The sequence below is a fragment of the Peribacillus sp. JNUCC 23 genome (assembly GCF_053653995.1).
Genome location: NZ_CM132202.1, coordinates 309601 through 331142, shown reverse-complemented (window position 1 = coordinate 331142; position 21542 = coordinate 309601). Strand labels below are relative to the sequence as shown.

Annotated in this window: 19 protein-coding genes, 12 tRNA genes and 3 rRNA genes; 2 read left to right on the top strand and 32 right to left on the bottom strand. The window is 42.5% G+C overall.

Annotated features, from left to right (window positions below; genetic code table 11):
* Positions 1 to 237: 237 nt before the first annotated feature.
* Positions 238 to 2157, top strand: a complete 1920-nt coding sequence (locus JNUCC23_RS01765; protein ID WP_454213910.1) for an ABC-F family ATP-binding cassette domain-containing protein — start codon at positions 238 to 240, stop codon at positions 2155 to 2157.
* An 84-nt stretch (positions 2158 to 2241) separates the two neighbouring features.
* On the opposite strand, the gene JNUCC23_RS01760 is transcribed toward JNUCC23_RS01765, so the two are convergent.
* The 21 genes from JNUCC23_RS01760 to JNUCC23_RS01660 form a co-directional block, all read right to left on the bottom strand.
* Positions 2242 to 2394, bottom strand: coding sequence for a hypothetical protein (locus tag JNUCC23_RS01760; protein WP_403077872.1), 153 nt, complete (start codon positions 2392 to 2394; stop codon positions 2242 to 2244).
* A 270-nt stretch (positions 2395 to 2664) separates the two neighbouring features.
* Positions 2665 to 3684, bottom strand: a complete 1020-nt coding sequence (gene tsaD, locus JNUCC23_RS01755) for a tRNA (adenosine(37)-N6)-threonylcarbamoyltransferase complex transferase subunit TsaD (protein WP_454213908.1) — start codon at positions 3682 to 3684, stop codon at positions 2665 to 2667.
* A complete protein-coding gene (gene rimI / locus JNUCC23_RS01750) occupies positions 3681 to 4133 on the bottom strand; it encodes a ribosomal protein S18-alanine N-acetyltransferase (protein WP_062187154.1) in 453 nt (150 codons plus the stop codon). The genes tsaD and rimI overlap by 4 nt, the downstream gene beginning before the upstream one ends.
* 32 nt (positions 4134 to 4165) lie before the next feature.
* A complete protein-coding gene (tsaB, locus tag JNUCC23_RS01745; RefSeq protein WP_454213906.1) occupies positions 4166 to 4858 on the bottom strand; it encodes a tRNA (adenosine(37)-N6)-threonylcarbamoyltransferase complex dimerization subunit type 1 TsaB in 693 nt (230 codons plus the stop codon).
* A complete protein-coding gene (tsaE, locus tag JNUCC23_RS01740; protein ID WP_062187152.1) occupies positions 4855 to 5313 on the bottom strand; it encodes a tRNA (adenosine(37)-N6)-threonylcarbamoyltransferase complex ATPase subunit type 1 TsaE in 459 nt (152 codons plus the stop codon). The genes tsaB and tsaE overlap by 4 nt, the downstream gene beginning before the upstream one ends.
* A gap of 646 nt (positions 5314 to 5959) precedes the next feature.
* Positions 5960 to 6033: transfer RNA gene (locus JNUCC23_RS01735), tRNA-Met, on the bottom strand.
* A gap of 77 nt (positions 6034 to 6110) precedes the next feature.
* Positions 6111 to 6226: ribosomal RNA gene (rrf, locus tag JNUCC23_RS01730) — 5S ribosomal RNA — on the bottom strand.
* A gap of 67 nt (positions 6227 to 6293) precedes the next feature.
* Positions 6294 to 9229: ribosomal RNA gene (locus JNUCC23_RS01725) — 23S ribosomal RNA — on the bottom strand.
* A gap of 231 nt (positions 9230 to 9460) precedes the next feature.
* Positions 9461 to 11010 (bottom strand): 16S ribosomal RNA (locus JNUCC23_RS01720).
* The 16S, 23S and 5S rRNA genes sit together here with 12 tRNA genes alongside, the layout of an rRNA operon.
* 91 nt (positions 11011 to 11101) lie before the next feature.
* Positions 11102 to 11175, bottom strand: a tRNA-Gly gene (locus JNUCC23_RS01715).
* Positions 11176 to 11199: 24 nt separating this feature from the next.
* Positions 11200 to 11276, bottom strand: a tRNA-Pro gene (locus JNUCC23_RS01710).
* Positions 11277 to 11282: 6 nt separating this feature from the next.
* Positions 11283 to 11359, bottom strand: a tRNA-Arg gene (locus JNUCC23_RS01705).
* A gap of 26 nt (positions 11360 to 11385) precedes the next feature.
* Positions 11386 to 11471: transfer RNA gene (locus tag JNUCC23_RS01700), tRNA-Leu, on the bottom strand.
* A 60-nt stretch (positions 11472 to 11531) separates the two neighbouring features.
* Positions 11532 to 11613 (bottom strand) — tRNA-Leu (locus tag JNUCC23_RS01695).
* A 10-nt stretch (positions 11614 to 11623) separates the two neighbouring features.
* Positions 11624 to 11699 (bottom strand) — tRNA-Lys (locus tag JNUCC23_RS01690).
* 34 nt (positions 11700 to 11733) lie between these two features.
* Positions 11734 to 11808, bottom strand: a tRNA-Gln gene (locus JNUCC23_RS01685).
* Between the two features lie 70 nt (positions 11809 to 11878).
* Positions 11879 to 11954 (bottom strand) — tRNA-Asp (locus JNUCC23_RS01680).
* Between the two features lie 22 nt (positions 11955 to 11976).
* Positions 11977 to 12048, bottom strand: a tRNA-Glu gene (locus tag JNUCC23_RS01675).
* A 17-nt stretch (positions 12049 to 12065) separates the two neighbouring features.
* Positions 12066 to 12156: transfer RNA gene (locus JNUCC23_RS01670), tRNA-Ser, on the bottom strand.
* 4 nt (positions 12157 to 12160) lie between these two features.
* Positions 12161 to 12235: transfer RNA gene (locus tag JNUCC23_RS01665), tRNA-Asn, on the bottom strand.
* Between the two features lie 133 nt (positions 12236 to 12368).
* Positions 12369 to 12842, bottom strand: a complete 474-nt coding sequence (locus tag JNUCC23_RS01660; RefSeq protein ID WP_403078220.1) for a SprT family protein — start codon at positions 12840 to 12842, stop codon at positions 12369 to 12371.
* A 181-nt stretch (positions 12843 to 13023) separates the two neighbouring features.
* Between JNUCC23_RS01660 and cmpA the strand changes: the two genes are divergently transcribed.
* Complete coding sequence (gene cmpA, locus JNUCC23_RS01655) at positions 13024 to 13143, top strand: cortex morphogenetic protein CmpA (RefSeq protein WP_152534698.1); 120 nt, start codon at positions 13024 to 13026, stop codon at positions 13141 to 13143.
* A gap of 52 nt (positions 13144 to 13195) precedes the next feature.
* Here cmpA and JNUCC23_RS01650 read toward each other — a convergent pair whose 3' ends face one another.
* The 11 genes from JNUCC23_RS01650 to JNUCC23_RS01600 all read right to left on the bottom strand — a co-directional run bounded on the left by JNUCC23_RS01650 (position 13196) and on the right by JNUCC23_RS01600 (position 21513).
* Complete coding sequence (locus JNUCC23_RS01650; protein WP_454215956.1) at positions 13196 to 15352, bottom strand: Tex family protein; 2157 nt, start codon at positions 15350 to 15352, stop codon at positions 13196 to 13198.
* A 199-nt stretch (positions 15353 to 15551) separates the two neighbouring features.
* A complete protein-coding gene (locus JNUCC23_RS01645) occupies positions 15552 to 16160 on the bottom strand; it encodes a PP2C family serine/threonine-protein phosphatase (protein ID WP_403078208.1) in 609 nt (202 codons plus the stop codon).
* Positions 16157 to 16948: an RNA polymerase sigma factor SigB gene (sigB, locus tag JNUCC23_RS01640; protein ID WP_062187793.1), complete on the bottom strand. Its 792-nt coding sequence runs from the start codon at positions 16946 to 16948 to the stop codon at positions 16157 to 16159. Before sigB ends, JNUCC23_RS01645 begins: the two co-directional genes overlap by 4 nt.
* Positions 16926 to 17399, bottom strand: a complete 474-nt coding sequence (gene rsbW / locus JNUCC23_RS01635) for an anti-sigma B factor RsbW (protein WP_403078204.1) — start codon at positions 17397 to 17399, stop codon at positions 16926 to 16928. Before rsbW ends, sigB begins: the two co-directional genes overlap by 23 nt.
* Complete coding sequence (locus tag JNUCC23_RS01630; protein ID WP_403078201.1) at positions 17396 to 17728, bottom strand: anti-sigma factor antagonist; 333 nt, start codon at positions 17726 to 17728, stop codon at positions 17396 to 17398. Before JNUCC23_RS01630 ends, rsbW begins: the two co-directional genes overlap by 4 nt.
* A 62-nt stretch (positions 17729 to 17790) precedes the next feature.
* On the bottom strand, positions 17791 to 18801 hold the full coding sequence (locus JNUCC23_RS01625) for a PP2C family protein-serine/threonine phosphatase (protein WP_062187799.1): 1011 nt from the start codon (positions 18799 to 18801) through the stop codon (positions 17791 to 17793).
* A 9-nt stretch (positions 18802 to 18810) separates the two neighbouring features.
* Entirely contained in the window at positions 18811 to 19212 is a 402-nt protein-coding gene (locus tag JNUCC23_RS01620; protein ID WP_062187801.1) for an anti-sigma regulatory factor, read from the bottom strand.
* 4 nt (positions 19213 to 19216) lie between these two features.
* Positions 19217 to 19573, bottom strand: a complete 357-nt coding sequence (locus JNUCC23_RS01615) for an STAS domain-containing protein (RefSeq protein ID WP_403078196.1) — start codon at positions 19571 to 19573, stop codon at positions 19217 to 19219.
* A 2-nt stretch (positions 19574 to 19575) separates the two neighbouring features.
* Complete coding sequence (locus JNUCC23_RS01610; RefSeq protein WP_062187805.1) at positions 19576 to 20403, bottom strand: STAS domain-containing protein; 828 nt, start codon at positions 20401 to 20403, stop codon at positions 19576 to 19578.
* 461 nt (positions 20404 to 20864) lie between these two features.
* Positions 20865 to 21215, bottom strand: a complete 351-nt coding sequence (locus JNUCC23_RS01605; protein WP_028390571.1) for a type II toxin-antitoxin system PemK/MazF family toxin — start codon at positions 21213 to 21215, stop codon at positions 20865 to 20867.
* A gap of 7 nt (positions 21216 to 21222) precedes the next feature.
* Positions 21223 to 21513, bottom strand: coding sequence for a CopG family ribbon-helix-helix protein (locus tag JNUCC23_RS01600; protein ID WP_062187838.1), 291 nt, complete (start codon positions 21511 to 21513; stop codon positions 21223 to 21225).
* Positions 21514 to 21542: the final 29 nt, after the last annotated feature.

Genomic DNA, 21542 nt, shown 5'->3' with positions numbered 1-21542 from the left:
AAGATATTTCTGGTAGCGTTGCCATTTCAATGTTGTACCTTCTTGTTCATTCAGGTAGTTATCATATCTTGTCGGACATTACCTAAGTGGAGTGCTCTTTTTAAATCATACACTATAATGCATTATTTGTAACAATTTTGTTTAATTTCCTTACCCGAGCGCTTTTATACGAGTGCTTCTATTGCCGATAAATGCCATAATACGTTACACTATGGATAACGCAATCGAGGTGAAATCATGATTTTATTACAAATCAATCAATTATCGAAGTATTACGGAGCTGAACTTATTTTATCAAATATGAAGCTCGAAGTTCAAAATAGAGACAGAATTGCCTTAGTCGGTAGAAATGGTGCTGGCAAGTCCACGTTATTGAAAATCATAGCTGGACATCTTTCCCATGATGGCGGTGAATTGATCAAACCAAAGGGTGTGTCCATTGGGTATTTGGCACAAGATACCGGGCTTGAATCGGAGCTTTCCATCTGGGATGAAATGCTAACTGTATATGAGGGGCTTATTTCCAAAGAAAAGGAACTACGAAGACTTGAACAAACGATGTCACAACCCGAAACGTTTGAAAATGAACTCTTATATCAAAAGGTTCTTTCTGAATATGATACTTTGCAAGTACAATTCAAGGAGCAAGGTGGCTATCAATACGAAGCCGATATTCGTTCCGTTTTGCATGGTCTTCAGTTTGCAGACTTTGATCGTTCTACATTGATTCACAGCTTGAGCGGTGGCCAAAAAACAAGACTGGCACTTGGGAAATTGCTGTTGACCAAGCCTGATATTTTGATTTTGGATGAACCGACAAACCATTTGGATATTGAAACATTATCATGGCTTGAACAATATCTCCAAAATTATCATGGTGCTGTATTAATTGTATCCCATGACCGATACTTTTTAGATAAAGTTGTGAATCAAGTATATGAAATCTCACGCAATGCTATCAAGAAGTACCATGGTAATTATAGCAATTATCTCGTGAAAAAGGCAGAGAGCTTCGAGCGTGACATGAAGCTCTTTGAAAAACAACAGGAAGAAATCGAAAAGCTTCGTGATTTCGTCCAACGGAACCTTACAAGAGCTTCTACAACCAAAAGGGCTCAAAGTAGGCGGAAGCAATTAGATAAAATGGATGTCATGGACCGTCCTCAAGGTGACGAGAAATCCGCATCTTTCTCTTTTCAAATAGATAGGCAGAGCGGTAATGACGTCCTTTCCATTCAGGATTTAGCAATCGGCTATGAGGATACTGCTGTTTCCCAAAACATTACTATGAAGATTTCAAAGGGAGATAGCCTTGCTCTTGTTGGTCCAAACGGGGTTGGAAAATCAACTTTATTAAAAACGATTATCGGAAAAGTAGCAGCTATACAAGGTGACATTCGCTTTGGCACAAATGTTCAAGTCAGCTATTATGATCAGGAGCAAGCGAATCTTGTTTCTAATAAACGTGTGCTTAATGAACTGTGGGACGAGCATCCGTCTGTGCCTGAGAAAGAAATTCGGACGATACTTGGTAATTTCCTCTTTACGGGTGATGAAGTATTGAAAACAGTCTCAACCCTTAGTGGGGGCGAGAAAGCAAGATTGGCTTTGGCGAAAATGATGATGGAGAAAGGGAATCTCCTTATTTTAGATGAACCAACCAACCATCTTGACCTCGATAGCAAACTCGTACTTGAAAATGCCCTGATTGATTATCCAGGTACAATCCTGTTCGTTTCACATGATCGTTACTTTATTAATCGAATTGCCACCAAAGTCATTGAGCTTTCCAAAGTCAGAAGCGAGGAATTTCTCGGTGATTATGATTATTATGTTGAAAAAAAGCAAGAACAACTAGAGATTAAAGAATATGAACGCCATCAAAATGGGACAAGCCCTGAACAAACGGCAGACAAATCTTCCTTTAAGGTAGATAAAGAAGCAAAAAAGGCAGAACGTCAGCGTCAACGTCGTATTGAAGAAATCGAAGCAACAATGGAAAAGCTTGAAAGCGAAATTGAACAATATAACAAGCTTCTCTGTGATCCTGATGTATTTCAAAATCACGAAAAAGTACTTACGATCCAAGCTGACCTTGACCGCGTTCAGGCACAACTTGATGTGCTTCTTGAAGAATGGGCAGAACTTGCGGAATAAGAACAAAGATGGCATTTGATCATCCTGTTTAGAGAATCCCAAAAGGGTCAGACCTCACATTCTATAGACCGTTTATTGTGTCACTTACACGTCAAGTAAACGATATATTAAATGTGGGTTCTGACCCCCTTTACGATGGAACAAGATACTTACAACCAAAACGGCTATATTTATTTTTTTCATTGAAAGCTCCACAATCGTTTCTTTTTCCATCCCTCTCATTGCCGTTTTTCCCATTCATCCACAACCTTATCCACATTATCAACGTTATTATTCCTAGTCTCATTAACCTTTTCCACAATATCCACAGAACAGATCATATTTATCCACAAAACCATATGGTTATGCACATAAAAATAGATAAGTTATCCACAGTTAATGGAATTTTCTATCTTTTTAATAAATAATGCGCTTTCTTGTGGATAATTTACCTGTTACTTCTAATTATCCACAGCTTATTCATAGAAAAAGGTGAGCTGCCTTTTATCGCTAACTCACCATTTCCAATTAAATTGTTCCAATATCTAAACCTGGGTTTCCATTCATCGCCATGCCAGATCTTTTCCCGTTTTCAAATAATACACTCCCTGCCGCTCCAATCATTGCTGCGTTATCTGTACAGAGAGCAAGTGGTGGGATAATCAGTTCAGTATCCGTGATTGTTTCAAATGCTTCAGTAAGCGCCTTACGAAGGCCTTTATTTGCAGCTACCCCGCCAGCCAAAAGGACTTGATGAACACCATACTCCTGAGTCGCCTTGACCGTTTTCTTAACTAAAACATCAATCACACTTTGCTGAAAGCTTGCCGCTAAATCTGCTGCCTCAATCGTTTCACCACGCTGTTCTGCATTATGAAGTGTATTAATTACAGCCGATTTCAAACCGCTAAAACTAAAATCATAAGAATCTTCAAGCCACGCCCTTGGAAGCGGAACAGAGGTAGGATCCCCTTCCTGAGCCAATCGATCTATATGAGGGCCGCCCGGATAAGGTAGATGTAAGGTTCTCGCCACTTTATCATACGCTTCTCCAGCTGCGTCATCCCTCGTCTCACCGATCACCTTAAACTGGCCGGGGCTTTTAATCATTACAAGCTCTGTATGCCCTCCTGAGACTACTAGCGAGAGGGCTGGGTACTTAATTTCTTTAATCAGCCGATTTGCATAAATATGTCCCGCAATGTGATGTACACCTACTAATGGGATGTTATGTGCAAATGCTACAGCCTTCGCTGCGTTTACTCCTATCAATAATGCACCAACAAGACCTGGACCTTCCGTAACGGCAATAGCATCAAGATCATCATAGGTAACATCTGCTTTCCGTAACGCTTCTTCCAATACAAGAGTAATCTGCTCTACATGATGTCTTGATGCAATTTCAGGGACAACCCCGCCAAATCGCTTATGGCTTTCAATTTGTGAGGCAACGATATTACTAAGAATATCGGTCCCATTTTTAATAACGGCTGCTGCTGTTTCATCACAGCTCGTTTCTATCCCTAAGATAAGTTGATCTTTTTTCACGTTAAATTCACCCACATTACATATGCATCTTCCTGGTTGTCGGTATAATAGTTTTTACGAATGCCTCCAGTTTGAAAGCCGAGCTTCTTATAAAGAGACTGGGCAACCATATTGCTAACACGTACTTCAAGCGTCATCCGAATGACTCCCATACTCAAAGCAACTTCAATCATCTTTCGAAGCAGTTCTTCACCAAGCTTGAGCCCGCGATAATCAGGCAAAATTGCTATGTTGGTAATATGAGCTTCATCGATGACTATCCACGCACCGCAATATCCAGCAATCGTACCTTCATCCTCAATAACCAGATACTTCGCATATTGATTATGATTCAATTCATTATAGAAAGCTTCCCTGCTCCAAGGTAACGTAAAGGACTGTCTCTCTACAACCAAAACTTGATCGATATCTTCTGTTCTCATTAATCGAAACGTCATCGTTTTACTCATCGCAACCGGTCTCTTCCATTTAGAATTTTTATCTATTTTTTCTGTTGCTCTAACCATTTAACTTCTGCCTCTGCCATCCTCACATAATTGGGGACAAACATGTGAACGTCCTCTTGTTTCTTATCTCTTCCTAAAAACGCTAACTCAGCAGGTCTTGGGTTATAGGCTTGTGCTGGAATAAAATAAGCTCGTTCACCTAATACATCTTTAAGTGTATCAACATGAATTGCAATATCTTGACCGACAAATAGTACGGGCACATTCAACTCTTTAAGCTTTTGTGCCCATTCAACTGCCAACATATTTTTGTCCTCACTACGGCTCTCCAGACCACTCTCAGTAAATTGATACAAGCCTGTATAAATTTGTCCACGGCGCGCATCGAATAAAGGAGATATCATCCCATTGAAATAACGGCCATTTGCTGCTAGAACTTCTAGACTCGAGATTCCAACCAAGGGAATACTTAATGTCCAAGCAAGTGTTTTAGCAATAGTAACGCCTATCCTAACTCCAGTATATGAGCCAGGTCCCTTTGCTACGACAATTTTCTCCAATTCAGCCGGTTTTGTATCACAATCCCTTAAAAGTGACTCAATGGCTGGCATTACACGCAAAGAATGATTTTTCTTTAAATTTGTAACGTATTCCCCAACCACTTGGTCTCCATCGGTCAAAGCTATTCCTAATGTAAAATTCGATGTATCAATCGCTAATACCTTCATGAAATAATCTCCTTACACAACTCAACATACCGAGTTCCAGAAGGCTGCAATACAATTCGCCTTTTTGAATCACCCAGTCTAAAAATCTGAATCGTTAATATTTCTTCCGGAAGCTGCTCTTGAATTAAATGGGCCCATTCAACAACAGTCACTCCCTCGCCTTCGAAATACTCATCAAAACCAAGGTCCTCTTCTTCTTCACTCACTCGATATACATCCATATGATACAACGGTAAACGGCCCATATATTCTTTTATAATCGTAAATGTAGGGCTATTCACATTCCGCTTAACACCTAAGCCTTTTGCAAGCCCTTTGGTGAAAGCTGTTTTACCCGCACCAAGGTCACCCTCCAAAGCCAATACATCTCCAGCATTAAGTTTCTCCGCCAAACTACTAGCAAAATCTACCGTCTCTAATTCACTCCTAGAAACCCACTCAAATTTCTGTTCCATCTATATTATCACCTCAAAAAAAACCAAACAGCTAAACGCAAGCTGGTTCATTATCCTATAAGTAGTTTACCTTTTTTCAAAACAAGACACAAACAAGAAAAGCACAAGAATGCACGATGAGCTTTTTACAAAAATCACCACTTCCTCAAAAATGAGAAATTAATTCCTCTTATCTTACTTTAGAAATTTTTGGATCTCAATGAACTAAACTGCTTTTGGCACATTTTAATGTATTGTGAAAACTAATATTTCACTCAAGCATTTTTCAGTTATCCACAAAGCGAAATGAGTAGTTCTTAATTTTCACTTTTCACTCTGTGGATAATTAAAAACATAAGTTTATTCAAGCTAAGTATCCACAATATGTGTCTCTTATTGTTAACTGATAAGAGTTAACGTAGGTAAGTTTCACCAAAATATGTACTTAATGAAACTAATACATAATGCGCCTAGTCTATCTGAGCTATCTTAATTCTTTTCTTTTTAATAGTGTAAAAAAATCCTAATTAGTTATACACATGTTAATAATTCTTGCGAATTAGCGACTAAAGTTGAATACAGACAGACGAATTGAGTAAGATTATCCACAATTCCCATCCATTTAGACAATAAAAAAAACGAAACCTAAGTTTCGCTTTTTTTATGATTGCGGGGACAGGATTTGAACCTGCGACCTTCGGGTTATGAGCCCGACGAGCTACCGAACTGCTCCACCCCGCGACGATATAAGTTATTACTTAATAATAATAGTATATCCTTTATTTAAGAAATTATACATTAATTATTATTAAATTTAAGCTTGGCGGCGTCCTACTCTCACAGGGGGAGACCCCCAACTACCATCGGCGCTAAAGAGCTTAACTTCCGTGTTCGGAATGGGAACGGGTGTGACCTCTTTGCTATCGCCACCAAACAATAAAGGAATATCATTCCTTCAAAACTAGATAATAAGAAGGATTTTTGCTTTTTTCAAGAACAATAAGGTTAAGTCCTCGATCGATTAGTATCAGTCAGCTCCACATGTCGCCACGCTTCCACCTCTGACCTATCAACCTGATCATCTTTCAGGGATCTTACTAGCTTACGCTATGGGAAATCTCATCTTGAGGGGGGCTTCATGCTTAGATGCTTTCAGCATTTATCCCGTCCGCACGTAGCTACCCAGCGATGCTCTTGGCAGAACAACTGGTACACCAGCGGTGCGTCCATCCCGGTCCTCTCGTACTAAGGACAGCTCCTCTCAAATTTCCTGCGCCCACGACGGATAGGGACCGAACTGTCTCACGACGTTCTGAACCCAGCTCGCGTACCGCTTTAATGGGCGAACAGCCCAACCCTTGGGACCGACTACAGCCCCAGGATGCGATGAGCCGACATCGAGGTGCCAAACCTCCCCGTCGATGTGGACTCTTGGGGGAGATAAGCCTGTTATCCCCGGGGTAGCTTTTATCCGTTGAGCGATGGCCCTTCCATGCGGAACCACCGGATCACTAAGCCCGACTTTCGTCCCTGCTCGACTTGTAGGTCTCGCAGTCAAGCTCCCTTGTGCCTTTACACTCTACGAATGATTTCCAACCATTCTGAGGGAACCTTTGGGCGCCTCCGTTACATTTTAGGAGGCGACCGCCCCAGTCAAACTGCCCGCCTGACACTGTCTCCCGCCCCGATAAGGGGCGCGGGTTAGAATTTCAATACAGCCAGGGTAGTATCCCACCGACGCCTCGACCGAAGCTAGCGCTCCGGCTTCACAGGCTCCTACCTATCCTGTACAAGCTGTACCAAAATTCAATATCAGGCTGCAGTAAAGCTCCACGGGGTCTTTCCGTCCTGTCGCGGGTAACCTGCATCTTCACAGGTACTATAATTTCACCGAGTCTCTCGTTGAGACAGTGCCCAGATCGTTACGCCTTTCGTGCGGGTCGGAACTTACCCGACAAGGAATTTCGCTACCTTAGGACCGTTATAGTTACGGCCGCCGTTTACTGGGGCTTCAATTCAAAGCTTCGCCTTGCGGCTAACCTCTCCTCTTAACCTTCCAGCACCGGGCAGGCGTCAGCCCCTATACTTCGCCTTGCGGCTTCGCAGAGACCTGTGTTTTTGCTAAACAGTCGCCTGGGCCTATTCACTGCGGCTTTTCCGGGCTATTCACCCTAAAAAGCACCCCTTCTCCCGAAGTTACGGGGTCATTTTGCCGAGTTCCTTAACGAGAGTTCTCTCGCACACCTTAGGATTCTCTCCTCGCCTACCTGTGTCGGTTTGCGGTACGGGCACCCTACATCTCACTAGAGGCTTTTCTTGGCAGCGTGGAATCAGGAACTTCGGTACTATATTTCCCTCGCCATCACAGCTCCGCCTTAATGGAAACGGGATTTTCCTCGTTTCCGGCCTAACTGCTTGGACGCGCATATCCAACAGCGCGCTTACCCTATCCTTCTGCGTCCCCCCATCGCTCAAACGATGTATAGGTGGTACAGGAATATCAACCTGTTGTCCATCGCCTACGCTTTTCAGCCTCGGCTTAGGTCCCGACTAACCCTGAGCGGACGAGCCTTCCTCAGGAAACCTTAGGCATTCGGTGGAAGGGATTCTCACCCTTCTTTCGCTACTCATACCGGCATTCTCACTTCTAAGCGCTCCACCAGTCCTTCCGGTCTAGCTTCAACGCCCTTAGAACGCTCTCCTACCACGGATACCATACGGTATCCATCCACAGCTTCGGTGTTACGTTTAGCCCCGGTACATTTTCGGCGCAGAGTCACTCGACCAGTGAGCTATTACGCACTCTTTAAATGATGGCTGCTTCTGAGCCAACATCCTGGTTGTCTAAGCAACTCCACATCCTTTTCCACTTAACGTAAACTTGGGGACCTTAGCTGGTGGTCTGGGCTGTTTCCCTCTTGACTACGGATCTTATCACTCGCAGTCTGACTCCCGAGAATAAGTATTTGGCATTCGGAGTTTGACTGAATTCGGTAACCCGTTGGGGGCCCCTAGTCCAATCAGTGCTCTACCTCCAATACTCTCATCTCGAGGCTAGCCCTAAAGCTATTTCGGAGAGAACCAGCTATCTCCAGGTTCGATTGGAATTTCTCCGCTACCCACACCTCATCCCCGCACTTTTCAACGTACGTGGGTTCGGGCCTCCATTCAGTGTTACCTGAACTTCACCCTGGACATGGGTAGATCACCTGGTTTCGGGTCTACGACCTCATACTCATGCGCCCTATTCAGACTCGCTTTCGCTGCGGCTCCGTCTTATCAACTTAACCTTGCATGAAATCGTAACTCGCCGGTTCATTCTACAAAAGGCACGCTATCACCCATTAACGGGCTCTAACTACTTGTAGGCACACGGTTTCAGGATCTATTTCACTCCCCTTCCGGGGTGCTTTTCACCTTTCCCTCACGGTACTGGTTCACTATCGGTCACTAGGTAGTATTTAGCCTTGGGAGATGGTCCTCCCTGCTTCCGACGGGATTTCTCGTGTCCCGCCGTACTCAGGATCCACTCAGGAGGGAACGAAGTTTCAGCTACAGGGTTATTACCTTCTTTGACGGATCTTTCCAGATCACTTCACTTACCCCGTTCCTTTGTAACTCCATGTTGAGTGTCCTACAACCCCAAGAGGCAAGCCTCTTGGTTTGGGCTATCTTCCGTTTCGCTCGCCGCTACTCAGGAAATCGCGTTTGCTTTCTCTTCCTCCGGGTACTTAGATGTTTCAGTTCCCCGGGTCTGCCTTCAGTACCCTATGTATTCAGGTAAAGATACTGTTCCATTACGAACAGTGGGTTTCCCCATTCGGAAATCTCCGGATCAAAGCTTACTTACAGCTCCCCGAAGCATATCGGTGTTAGTCCCGTCCTTCATCGGCTCCTAGTGCCAAGGCATCCACCGTGCGCCCTTTCTAACTTAACCATATGGTGGCTGATAAACGAAAAGTTTATCAAACAACCTAGTTGTTAAAAGGTCTTACTTGATGTCTTGAAAAATTAATGCAAAAATTTGCCTTCTATCTATTATCTAGTTTTCAAAGAACGATTCGGCAACGAATAAGCAAAAGACTAATCTGTTGCTTTCATTTACCACGAATGAATGAATTACTCATTCAAAACTGAACAAAACAAAAGCGCTCGTTATATTCCTTAGAAAGGAGGTGATCCAGCCGCACCTTCCGATACGGCTACCTTGTTACGACTTCACCCCAATCATCTGTCCCACCTTAGGCGGCTGGCTCCTTGCGGTTACCTCACCGACTTCGGGTGTTACAAACTCTCGTGGTGTGACGGGCGGTGTGTACAAGGCCCGGGAACGTATTCACCGTGGCATGCTGATCCACGATTACTAGCGATTCCGGCTTCATGTAGGCGAGTTGCAGCCTACAATCCGAACTGAGAATGGCTTTATGAGATTCGCTTACCCTCGCGGGTTTGCAGCTCTTTGTACCATCCATTGTAGCACGTGTGTAGCCCAGGTCATAAGGGGCATGATGATTTGACGTCATCCCCACCTTCCTCCGGTTTGTCACCGGCAGTCACCTTAGAGTGCCCAACTAAATGCTGGCAACTAAGATCAAGGGTTGCGCTCGTTGCGGGACTTAACCCAACATCTCACGACACGAGCTGACGACAACCATGCACCACCTGTCACTTTTGTCCCCGAAGGGAAGTCCCTATCTCTAGGGAGGGCAAAAGGATGTCAAGACCTGGTAAGGTTCTTCGCGTTGCTTCGAATTAAACCACATGCTCCACCGCTTGTGCGGGCCCCCGTCAATTCCTTTGAGTTTCAGCCTTGCGGCCGTACTCCCCAGGCGGAGTGCTTAATGCGTTAGCTGCAGCACTAAAGGGCGGAAACCCTCTAACACTTAGCACTCATCGTTTACGGCGTGGACTACCAGGGTATCTAATCCTGTTCGCTCCCCACGCTTTCGCGCCTCAGTGTCAGTTACAGACCAGAAAGTCGCCTTCGCCACTGGTGTTCCTCCAAATCTCTACGCATTTCACCGCTACACTTGGAATTCCACTTTCCTCTTCTGCACTCAAGTTCCCCAGTTTCCAATGACCCTCCACGGTTGAGCCGTGGGCTTTCACATCAGACTTAAGGAACCACCTGCGCGCGCTTTACGCCCAATAATTCCGGACAACGCTTGCCACCTACGTATTACCGCGGCTGCTGGCACGTAGTTAGCCGTGGCTTTCTGGTTAGGTACCGTCAAGGTACCAGCAGTTACTCTGGTACTTGTTCTTCCCTAACAACAGAACTTTACGACCCGAAGGCCTTCTTCGTTCACGCGGCGTTGCTCCGTCAGACTTTCGTCCATTGCGGAAGATTCCCTACTGCTGCCTCCCGTAGGAGTCTGGGCCGTGTCTCAGTCCCAGTGTGGCCGATCACCCTCTCAGGTCGGCTACGCATCGTGGCCTTGGTGAGCCATTACCTCACCAACTAGCTAATGCGCCGCGGGCCCATCTGTAAGTGACAGCCGAAACCGTCTTTCCATCTCTTCTCATGCGAGAAAAGAAATTATCCGGTATTAGCTCCGGTTTCCCGAAGTTATCCCAGTCTTACAGGTAGGTTGCCCACGTGTTACTCACCCGTCCGCCGCTAAATCAAGGGAGCAAGCTCCCTATCATTCGCTCGACTTGCATGTATTAGGCACGCCGCCAGCGTTCGTCCTGAGCCAGGATCAAACTCTCCAAAAAGTGTTTGACTTGCTCATTTGTTTTTATAGTGTGTACTCACTTCAATTAAAACGTTGGCGCTTTGTTTTGTTCAGTTTTCAAAGAGCAATATTGGAGCGGGTGAAGAGAATCGAACTCTCATCATCAGCTTGGAAGGCTGAGGTTTTACCACTAAACTACACCCGCATATTATTAAAAGTAAAAAATGAATGGTCGGGAAGACAGGATTCGAACCTGCGACCCCTTGGTCCCAAACCAAGTGCTCTACCAAGCTGAGCTACTTCCCGTTTATATGGCGCGCCCGAAAGGAGTCGAACCCATAACCTTCTGATCCGTAGTCAGACGCTCTATCCAATTGAGCTACGGGCGCATAAATACTATCTGAATTACATTCTTTGGTGCGGCCGAGAGGACTTGAACCTCCACAGGGTTTCCCCCACTAGGCCCTCAACCTAGCGCGTCTGCCATTCCGCCACGACCGCAAAAGCGACATTGATTATCTTATCACATTCAACATTTTGTGTCAACAAGATTTTCAAAAGTGCGGGTGAAGGGACTTGAACCCCCACGCCTCGCGGCGCCAGATCCTAAGTCTGGTGCGTCTGCCAATTCCGCCACACCCGCATAAGATAAATGGTGAGCCATGCAGGATTCGAACCTGCGACCCTCTGATTAAAAGTCAGATGCTCTACCAACTGAGCTAATGGCTCATCGTTCAACATTACTTATGTCAAAATATGAAAATGGCTGGGCTAGAAGGATTCGAACCTTCGCATGACGGAATCAAAATCCGTTGCCTTACCGCTTGGCTATAGCCCATCAATTTATGAATAACAAGTTATTATTGCATTGCAGTTGCTAATACTTGAGCAATACTTTTTTTAAAAAATGGCGGTCCCGACGGGAATCGAACCCGCGATCTCCTGCGTGACAGGCAGGCATGTTAACCGCTACACCACGGGACCAGTATGAAAATAAATAAAGCGATGACCCCTACGGGATTCGAACCCGTGTTACCGCCGTGAAAGGGCGGTGTCTTAACCGCTTGACCAAGGGGCCTTCGTAATAATAGTAGCTGGCGGAGAAGGAGGGATTTGAACCCTCGCGCCGGTTACCCGACCTACACCCTTAGCAGGGGCGCCTCTTCAGCCTCTTGAGTACTTCCCCAAATTGGCTCCGCAGGTAGGACTCGAACCTACGACCGTTCGGTTAACAGCCGAATGCTCTACCACTGAGCTACTGCGGAATAATATAAAAATTTGGTGTCTTATAGTAGAACTCAAAGACTATAATGTCGTGATAACTTTGAGTTATCTTTTGTCGACTCTTTAGATTATAAGGACGTTTCAAACTAAAGTCAAGCATCTTTTCAACTTTTTTTAAACCTCATTACTATCAATAAGAAACAACTTCCCTTTACACGTTCCACACACATACTTTGATGTATTTATCCTTCTTTTCCTACTATACAATTGACCACATAACTTACAAGCATATTGATATATTTTTTGATTTTGTTTTCTCTTACTCTTGTCCGTTGATAATGGCGTGCAAAATCTAGGAGCCCCCACCTGTTTGAGAAGCATTTTAAAATCTTTATCTTTATGTTGATATCCTCTCCCCTCAAGATGAAGATGGTAATGGCAAAGCTCATGTTTAATAATGCCTATAAGCTCCTCTATGCCTCTCTCATCATAGTATTTCTTGTTGATTTCTATATCATGCGAGCGCAACAGATATCTGCCACCTGTTGTTCTAAGACGAGAATTGAAAGATGCTAGATGTCTAAAAGTCCTTGCAAAATCCTTAAGTGAAATTTCTTCTACTAGTTTTTGAAGTTGCTGATCTTCCACTCTTCCACTCCTCTCTAACTGGGGGCGATGTCCATCTTTTTTATTTATCATAAACGAAGAATATTCTTTCTTAAAGCTTATTTTGATTTGATTCACCATTTTTTAAGGTTTGCCATGGGCACGAGACATCCTCTCTATTCATATACTATTAAAAACGTCGAATTAACTGGGGGCTTATTCCATGCCTATATGGCTTCAAAATCAAATTCGTAGGGCATTTCACGAAAAAAATCATGTTCAAGTGAAGATGCTGAATCAATGTTGGTTTTACTATTGGAATAACGAAAGTGTTCATTATTAAAGGAAAAATCCTAACTAAAAAACACCTCCGATAAGGAAGTGTTTTTTACATTTTAGAGTTGGTCTTTCGGTTCAAGCATGGTTAATGCCACCCTTTGCTTATTCATATCGATTGAATCCACCCAAACTGTTACTACATCTCCAACAGCCACAATATCCAATGGGTGCTTCACAAATTTATTGCTCAGTTTTGATATATGTACAAGTCCATCTTGTTTGACACCGACATCAACAAAGGCACCAAAGTCGACAACGTTACGAACAGTTCCTTGAAGCTCCATTCCTTTTTGTAAGTCTTCTAACTTTAGGACATCTTGTTTAAGTAAAGGTTTTGCCAAATCGTCACGGGGGTCACGACCAGGTTTTCTTAAATCATCCATAATGTCCTTTAACGTAATGTCCCCAATCTCTAAGCTCTCCGCCAATTCCTTTATATCCTCACGATTAGACAGTGCTTCATGAAGAACTTCACTGCCAATGTCTCGAGAAGTAAATCCTAATTTTTTCAAGAGTTTATTGACCGCTCCATAGTTCTCTGGATGAATGGATGTCTGGTCTAATGGTTCTTCACCATCTACTACTCTTAAGAAACCGATGCATTGCTCGTAGGTTTTGGCTCCGAGGCGCGGAATCCCTTTTAAGCTTTTTCTACTTGTAAACTTCCCTTCTTCTTCCCGCCTCTTCACGATGTTTTGTGCAACAGACTTGGAGAGACCAGCTACATATTGAAGGAGAGACGGAGAGGCTGTATTGACGTTCACACCTACTTGGTTAACGGCTGTCTCGACAACAAAGGCAAGCGATTCTGATAATTTCTTTTGCGAGACATCATGCTGATATTGACCGACCCCGACTGACTTCGGATCAATTTTAACCAACTCCGCCAACGGATCTTGTAAACGGCGACCGATAGAAACGGCACTCCTTTGTTCTACCGCAAGATCAGGAAACTCCACACGAGCGATGTCAGATGCAGAGTAGACACTTGCTCCCGCCTCGTTTACGATGATGTACGAAATTTGTTCCCGAACTTCCTTCAGGATGTCCGCAATAAATTGTTCAGATTCACGAGAAGCTGTGCCATTTCCAATCGCAACGATTTCTACTTGGTATTCTTTTAAAAGTGAAATAGTCGTATTCACTGCTGCTTCTTTCTTGTTTACCGGAGGATGCGGATAGATGACATCAATCGCCAGTACTTTTCCTGTTTCATCAATCACAGCAAGCTTACAGCCTGTTCGATACGCAGGGTCGAGCGCTAGAACGACCTTGCCTTTTAAAGGCGGTTGAAGCAAAAGATTGCGCAGATTTTCCGAGAAAATATGAATCGCCTGATCTTCTGCTTTTTCTGTCAGTTCTTTTCTAATTTCGCGTTCAACAGAAGGCATGATCAGACGTTTAAAGCTATCCTCAATCGCTTCCTTAATTGGCGTAACAGCGCTAGAGACCGATTCTTTCGTCACAACCTTTTCAAGATAAGCAATAATCGCTTCTGTATTTGGAACAATGGAAATCCGTAGCACGTCCTCCTTTTCTCCTCGATTCAGCGCTAATACTCGGTGTGGCACTATTTTGTGAACAGGCTCAGAATACTCGTAATACATTTCAAAGATTTTCTTTTCGTCTTTTTCTTCGTCTTTGACTGTAGATACAAACGTACCTGTTTTAAAAACATCCGCTCGTATTTTCTTGCGATATTCTGCGTCATCTGCAATAATTTCCGCAATAATATCCTTTGCTCCGTTGATCGCCTCTTCAACCGTATGTACATCATGCTCTTCGGATAAAAATTCTCCGGCTTTTTCCTCAATTGATTCAGAATTAGGGAGTTCAAGCAGCCATATAGCAAGGGGCTCTAAGCCTTTTTCTTTCGCCACTGTCGCTTTCGTTCTTCGTTTTTGTTTATAAGGGCGATATAGATCTTCTACTTCCTGAAGTTTGTCCGCCTTAGTAATTTGTAGTTGCAGATCCGGAGTAAGTTTCCCTTGTTCCTCTATACTTCGAGTAACCTCGACCTTACGTTGATTCAAATTTTCCAAATAATTTGAACGCTCCATGATGGTCTTAATTTGTACTTCATCTAATGAGCCAGTTATTTCTTTTCGGTATCTTGCAATGAAAGGTACGGTATTACCTTCTTTGAGCAAGTTCATCACATTTTGTACTTGTTGTGTTTTCAATGCTAGCTCACGAGATACTTTATTTACAATTTCTTTAGTTTGATTTTCCTCTACAATCACTGTTTTTCCTCCAAGCTAATCGTTAATATTTCCACTGCTAAAAAATTCCTTATACGTATAGTTTAGCAAAAACCTCGACTCGTTGCGAATATGACGAGAATAAATCTCCACATTATTCATTTAAACTTTCTATATAATTTTTCATAATAAAAAGCTTACTTCCAAAGGTTCATGAAAGTAAGCTTCCTATAATAAATGTCGAGTCATCGGCTTGGACCTTTATTCCTTCAATTATTTCTTGGGCCTTCTGCTCCAAAGGGGAACAGGACTTTAATAGGGCTTTCGCTCTTTGAAGTTGAACACCATCTGAGTGAAGAATGAAGCTCGCCCCAGGTTCATATTTAAATCGCTGAGTACGATACTTTTGTTGCCTTCCAGATAGAAATCCCGTAACAGGAAGTGGGTAAACGAGCTTCTCCTTTTCGGGATTATACAAGAAGAACCGAATGTTTCCAACCGCGCTGTATACAAATTCACTCGTATCGAAATAAATCTTTATTACAGATACGGCAGCCCCTCTTTTGTTTGTCAGAACTCCATTCCCTATATCCATAAGCGCTTGGACGCCTTTGTTTTGATTTGCCATAATCTCCTCAATGACAGCATGTGAAGATTCATAGGCAAATTCCCCACTACCGAGACCATCTGCAAGTACACAGAGAAGATACTCATCTGTATGAGCTATATAATAATCATCACCACAATAAATCTCTCCGTTTTTAGAAGATTGAAAGGCACATAACTCGAATTGATTCTTAGAAAAAAACTCCCTTTTCATCGAACAAACTCCGTGTTATTCTCTGCATGTACGGCTTCCCGAAGCTTCTTTATTGCTCGCCGTTGAAGTCGGGATACATGCATTTGCGAAATTCCTAGTTTCTCGCCAGCCTCTTTTTGACTCAGGTTTTCTAGATACGTCAATTGGATAATACTTTTTTCTCTTTCAGTTAACACATACAATACTTTTTCGAGCACCATGCGCTGATTAACACGCTCGAATCCTTCATCAACATCCCCAAAAATATCAAGCAGTGTAACCGTTCCACCATCTGAATCTGCCTCCATTGAATGATCAACAGATAATGCTTGATAACTTTTTCCCATTTCCATTGCTTCTAACACTTCTTCATCAGCTACTCCTATAAAGTCGGCGATTTCTTCTACTTTAGGAGAGCGATGGAGGACAGTCGTCAATTCTTCCACAGCTACCTTGATTTTCGGACCCAGCTCTTTAATACGTCTTGGAACATGGACACTCCATGTTTTATCACGTAAATATCTTTTGATTTCACCGATTACAGTCGGAACTGCAAAGGCTTCAAAGCTTTTCCCGAAAGATTCATCGTATCTGCGAATAGCTCCTAATAGTCCAATCATTCCCACTTGTACAATATCTTCTTGGGATGCTTTTCCCTTTGAATATTTTCTAGAGATGGCTTCGACTAAATTTCGATAATGGAGGACAAGTTGATTTTGGGCTTCATCATCCTGATTGAGCTGATAGGCTCGAATCCATTCATGCACTTGCTCTTTTACAGCTTGATTAGGTTGAGAGTGCTTTTGCATCCATCTCCACCTGCTCTCCATCAACAAACTTAGTCATGAAAACCGTAACCCCTTCATGTTGGTGAATTTTCACTTCATCCATAAGAGTCTCAATGAGATAGAGGCCCAAACCTCCTTCTCTTAAAAATTCAACTTCATGCTCATTTTTATATGGTCCAAGCCCTTGACGCACTTCATCAAAGTTGCAACTTTTTCCACTGTCGGAAACCATCACTTCCAATCGGTCTTCATATAAACCAAAGCTAATTTTCACTTGTCCGTGATCCTGTTCTTTATATGCGTGTTGCACAGCATTTGTACACGCTTCGCTTGTGGCAATCTTCAAATCCTCAATTTCCTCGTAAGTAAAGCCCATTCGACTAGCAATTCCAGAGAGCGTTAATCGAATGACTCCAATAAAATCAGGTTTTGCCGGGATCTTCATTTCGATGTATTCATATGCTTGACTCATTCTACTCCACCCTCTGCATGACTTTTAATATCGATGATATCAGCGAGACCGGTAATATCAAACAGACGTTGCAAACGTTCTGACAATCCAACTAGTGTAAAAACACCGTTGTGCGCACGTACGCTTTTAAATAAACCAACGAAAACACCTAGACCAGTACTGTCCATATACGAAACCTCTGTCAAGTCAACAATCATGATAATTCCTTCTCGCTTAGATAAAGGATTTAATGTTTCACTAAGTTTAGGCGCTGTATACGCATCAATTTCACCTTTTACTCGTACTTCTACCCCAGAGGTAATATCTTTTACTTCAACTGTTATGTCCATATCAATGCCCCCACCTTTTTCATCCTAGTATCCTCTGTTTTATTTACCCGCTTATCATCACATTAAACATCTCTTTTTAAAATAAGTAATGTAAAATCATCGCGAAGTTGAAAATGCTGCATTTTCTCTAGCTGCTTAAAGAGACGATTGACTATATCTTGTGCATGTAGGTGAATGTTTTGTTGAATAAATTCAATCAAGGTTTCTCTCTCAATAAACCCTTCACTCGTACGGCATTCAGTAACACCATCCGATAACAGAATAATCATATCTCCAGGCTCTACCTTTTTTTCATACTGCACATACTTCGTTTTTTTATCAACACCTAGCAGTAAACCTTTCGCAGTCAAATCTGTAAATCCCTTTGTAGCGGCTTCATAATAGAAACCAGGCTCATGGCCAGCTGCTGAATAGGAAAATCGATGGTTCTCGGGGTTATACAATCCATAAAACATCGTAATAAACATGCTGGGATCAACATTGTGTTCGACGACACGATTCAAGCTTTCCAGCACGCTACTGGGATTATGCCGGTGTTCCGGTAGACTATCCATCGCATATTTAATCATGGACATACAAAGCGCTGCAGGAATCCCCTTCCCGATTACATCCGCAATGGCCACACCAATATGCTTCTTTTCATCTTGAACGAAGTGGTAATAATCGCCACTCATTTGTCTTGCCGGCACGCTTATTGCTCCAATTTCAAGACCATTCACATTCGGGATGGTCGTTTCAAGTAAAGTAGATTGAACGTTGGCAGCAATTTCAATTTCCGTTTTCAGTTCTTGTTGGATATGTCTGAGGCTTTGATGTTCACGATACACGAAACCGTAACCCATCATGACTTCAAGTAGAAAATCGAGTGAATCCAGAACTTTATCTGGGGTGTCTGGGTAAACGTCCATCAGGATATTTTTATGAATATTAATGATTTCTTCAGGTGCAATATTATATTCAATCGATTTTTTACTAATTTTTTGCCCTTGATATAACGCTTGCTCCGTTTGTTCTTGCAAATAGGTAGAGAGAGCTTCACGGTAATTGTTTTTCATGTTCTCTCTGTATGTCATAGCATCCTCCTAGCGGAGCCATTTAATGGCTGTGATTTTGGTTCCTTTATTCGGAAACGAATCAATATCGAACTCATCCATTAAACGTCTTACTCCTGGAAGACCTGCTCCTAGCCCTCCAGAGGTTGTATAGCCATCTTCCATGACTTTCCGGATATCTTGTATCCCCGGACCTTCATCACTTGCTATAATCTTCATACCGGATTTTCCATTCTCATACTCTTTTTCTATACAAACGCTGCCACGTCCAGCGTATAAATATATATTTCTGGCTAGTTCGCTGATAGCCGTCGTAATACGTGCTTGGTCGACAGTACCAAATCCCAGCTCTTTAGCGACATTTCGCCCCAATTGACGCGCGGCGACAATATCCCATTCATTGATTATTTTCACGCAGGATTGGAACTCCATACCCTTAATCCCCCAATTCCTGTTGTAATTTCTCCAGGCCTTTCTCTAAATCTAGCGCTGTCATAACTCCTTCTAGACTAATACCAAGCTCGATTAGGGTTATCGCTACAGCAGGCTGGATTCCAGTGATTACAACCTTCGCTCCCATCAGCTTTGACATACTGAATACATCACCCAGCACTTTTGCGATAAAGGAATCAATAAAATCAATGGAGGTTAAATCAATTACAACACCACTCGCACTCGTTTCGTGTATTTTATTTAATAAGTCCTCTTGAAACCCGAGTGCCGTAGCATCATCCAATTCCCATTGGATCGACACTAAAAGGTAGTCATATAGCTTTAATATTGGAATTCTCATCGTCACTCCTCCACCTTAGTAATCTTTCGGTTTAACAATTCTAAGGCAGCGTCAATTCCTTTTTTCAACGAATTCTTTGTAACAATTTCATTCAAATTTATTCCTAAACTAACAATCGTTTGGGCAATTTCAGGACGAATGCCACAAATCATACATTTCGTTCCAACAAGTCGGACCGCTTCCGCCGCTTGTATAATATGATGAGCTACCATTGTGTCTACTACCGGAACACCTGTGATATCAATTAAGACGACCTCTGAACGCTGCTTAACGACCCCAGTCAGTAGGTTTTCCATGATTTGTTTAGCCCGTTCAGTATCAATGGTCCCAATTAATGGCATGATGGTAATCCCTTCTATAACCGGAATTAGCGGTGCGGATAGTTCTTGGAGCGCCATTTTTTGAAGTGAGACTGTCCTTTCCCACGTTTGGGTGTATATTGAAATAATTTCTTGTTTCATCGGCGATGTCCATTTATCTAAATCGTATATGATCTCCATTTGATTATCTTTTGTAACCTGCTCTTTTACGACCATTCCATTGATCACAACTAGAGTAAATTTATGAAGCCCTTCAATTATGAATGAAAGCGGCCATCCTAAACGCACAACCTTCTCTGCAAAATCAGAAAGTTTTGAAGTAAATTCTTCATTGTCCCTTCTTGTATTGGAGAGGATCATATCAATAAACTCTGCGCTTGTTTGCACAAACATCTCATCGGAAACCACATTAATAAGGCGCTCATCGGCATTTTCCTTCATGAGATTCATCCATTCCTCTAGCATGTAGTCACGACTATGGGTAATAAATGTAAAAACTATTTGATTCATAATGTCCTCCCATCTTAACATATCCCTTTAGACTCTACGCTCACTTCGCAGGGATGTTATGTAAATGTAAAACAAAGTTAACCTTTCCTTCTTTAAAATGGTGAAATATTACATATATTACTTTTTATCATAAGGTTTGTAATGTTACATCTTATTGCTCTTTTTGCTTCATTCATCATGTAAACGTTCTATCAGATTTTCTTTTTATGTAACACAAATAAGCATTTTTTAGAATCCTCCCCTTAATAAAACCCTCTTTCTAAGCCCACTAAACCTCTTATCAAGGAAATATTGTTTATTTAACAAAGTATACACAATGCTAATTCCCCTCTATTTGACTTAAAAAATCAAAAAAAAATAACGATTTCAGCAAAAAGCTAAAATCGTTACTGCACCTATGCTTAGGCATAATTTATTATATAAAGACGTCCTCTTCAAAAGGAAAAACCTTTTTTCACACACTAAAACTCTACTAGTCCTAGACTAATCTGTAAAGCTTCATTCACCTTATGCATCATTGGTTCATCCAGATGTGTAATCTTGTCTGTTAAACGCTGCTTATCGATAGTGCGTATCTGTTCTAAAAGGATGACCGAATCACGTTCAAATCCATATTTCTTTGCATTAATCTCTACGTGTGTAGGCAGTTTAGCTTTCTGTATCTGTGCTGTAATAGCTGCTACAATCACAGTTGGACTAAAGCGATTTCCAATATCATTCTGAAGGATGAGTACCGGACGAGTTCCACCTTGTTCGGAACCTACAACCGGAGACAGGTCTGCGAAGTATACGTCACCGCGTTTAACAACAATCAAGGGATCAGCCTCCGCTTGCTAATCGTTCAACGGAATGTTCAGCCTCATATTCTGGATATTCTGCTAGGAATGCTTCAGAAGCAAGGGTTAGATTCAAGGTGGCCATTTCGATATAACCACGTTTCATGGATTCGCGAAACTCTCTTTTTTTACGTTCACGAAGATACATTTTCGTCGCACGATAAATAAATTCACTGCGATTTACATTTTCTTCACTTACATAACCATCTAATTCGGTTAGGAAATTTTGAGGTAATCGAACTATTATCTCTCTTGTTGCGCTGGATTCAGACACAAACATACACCTCCACCAATCACTACACA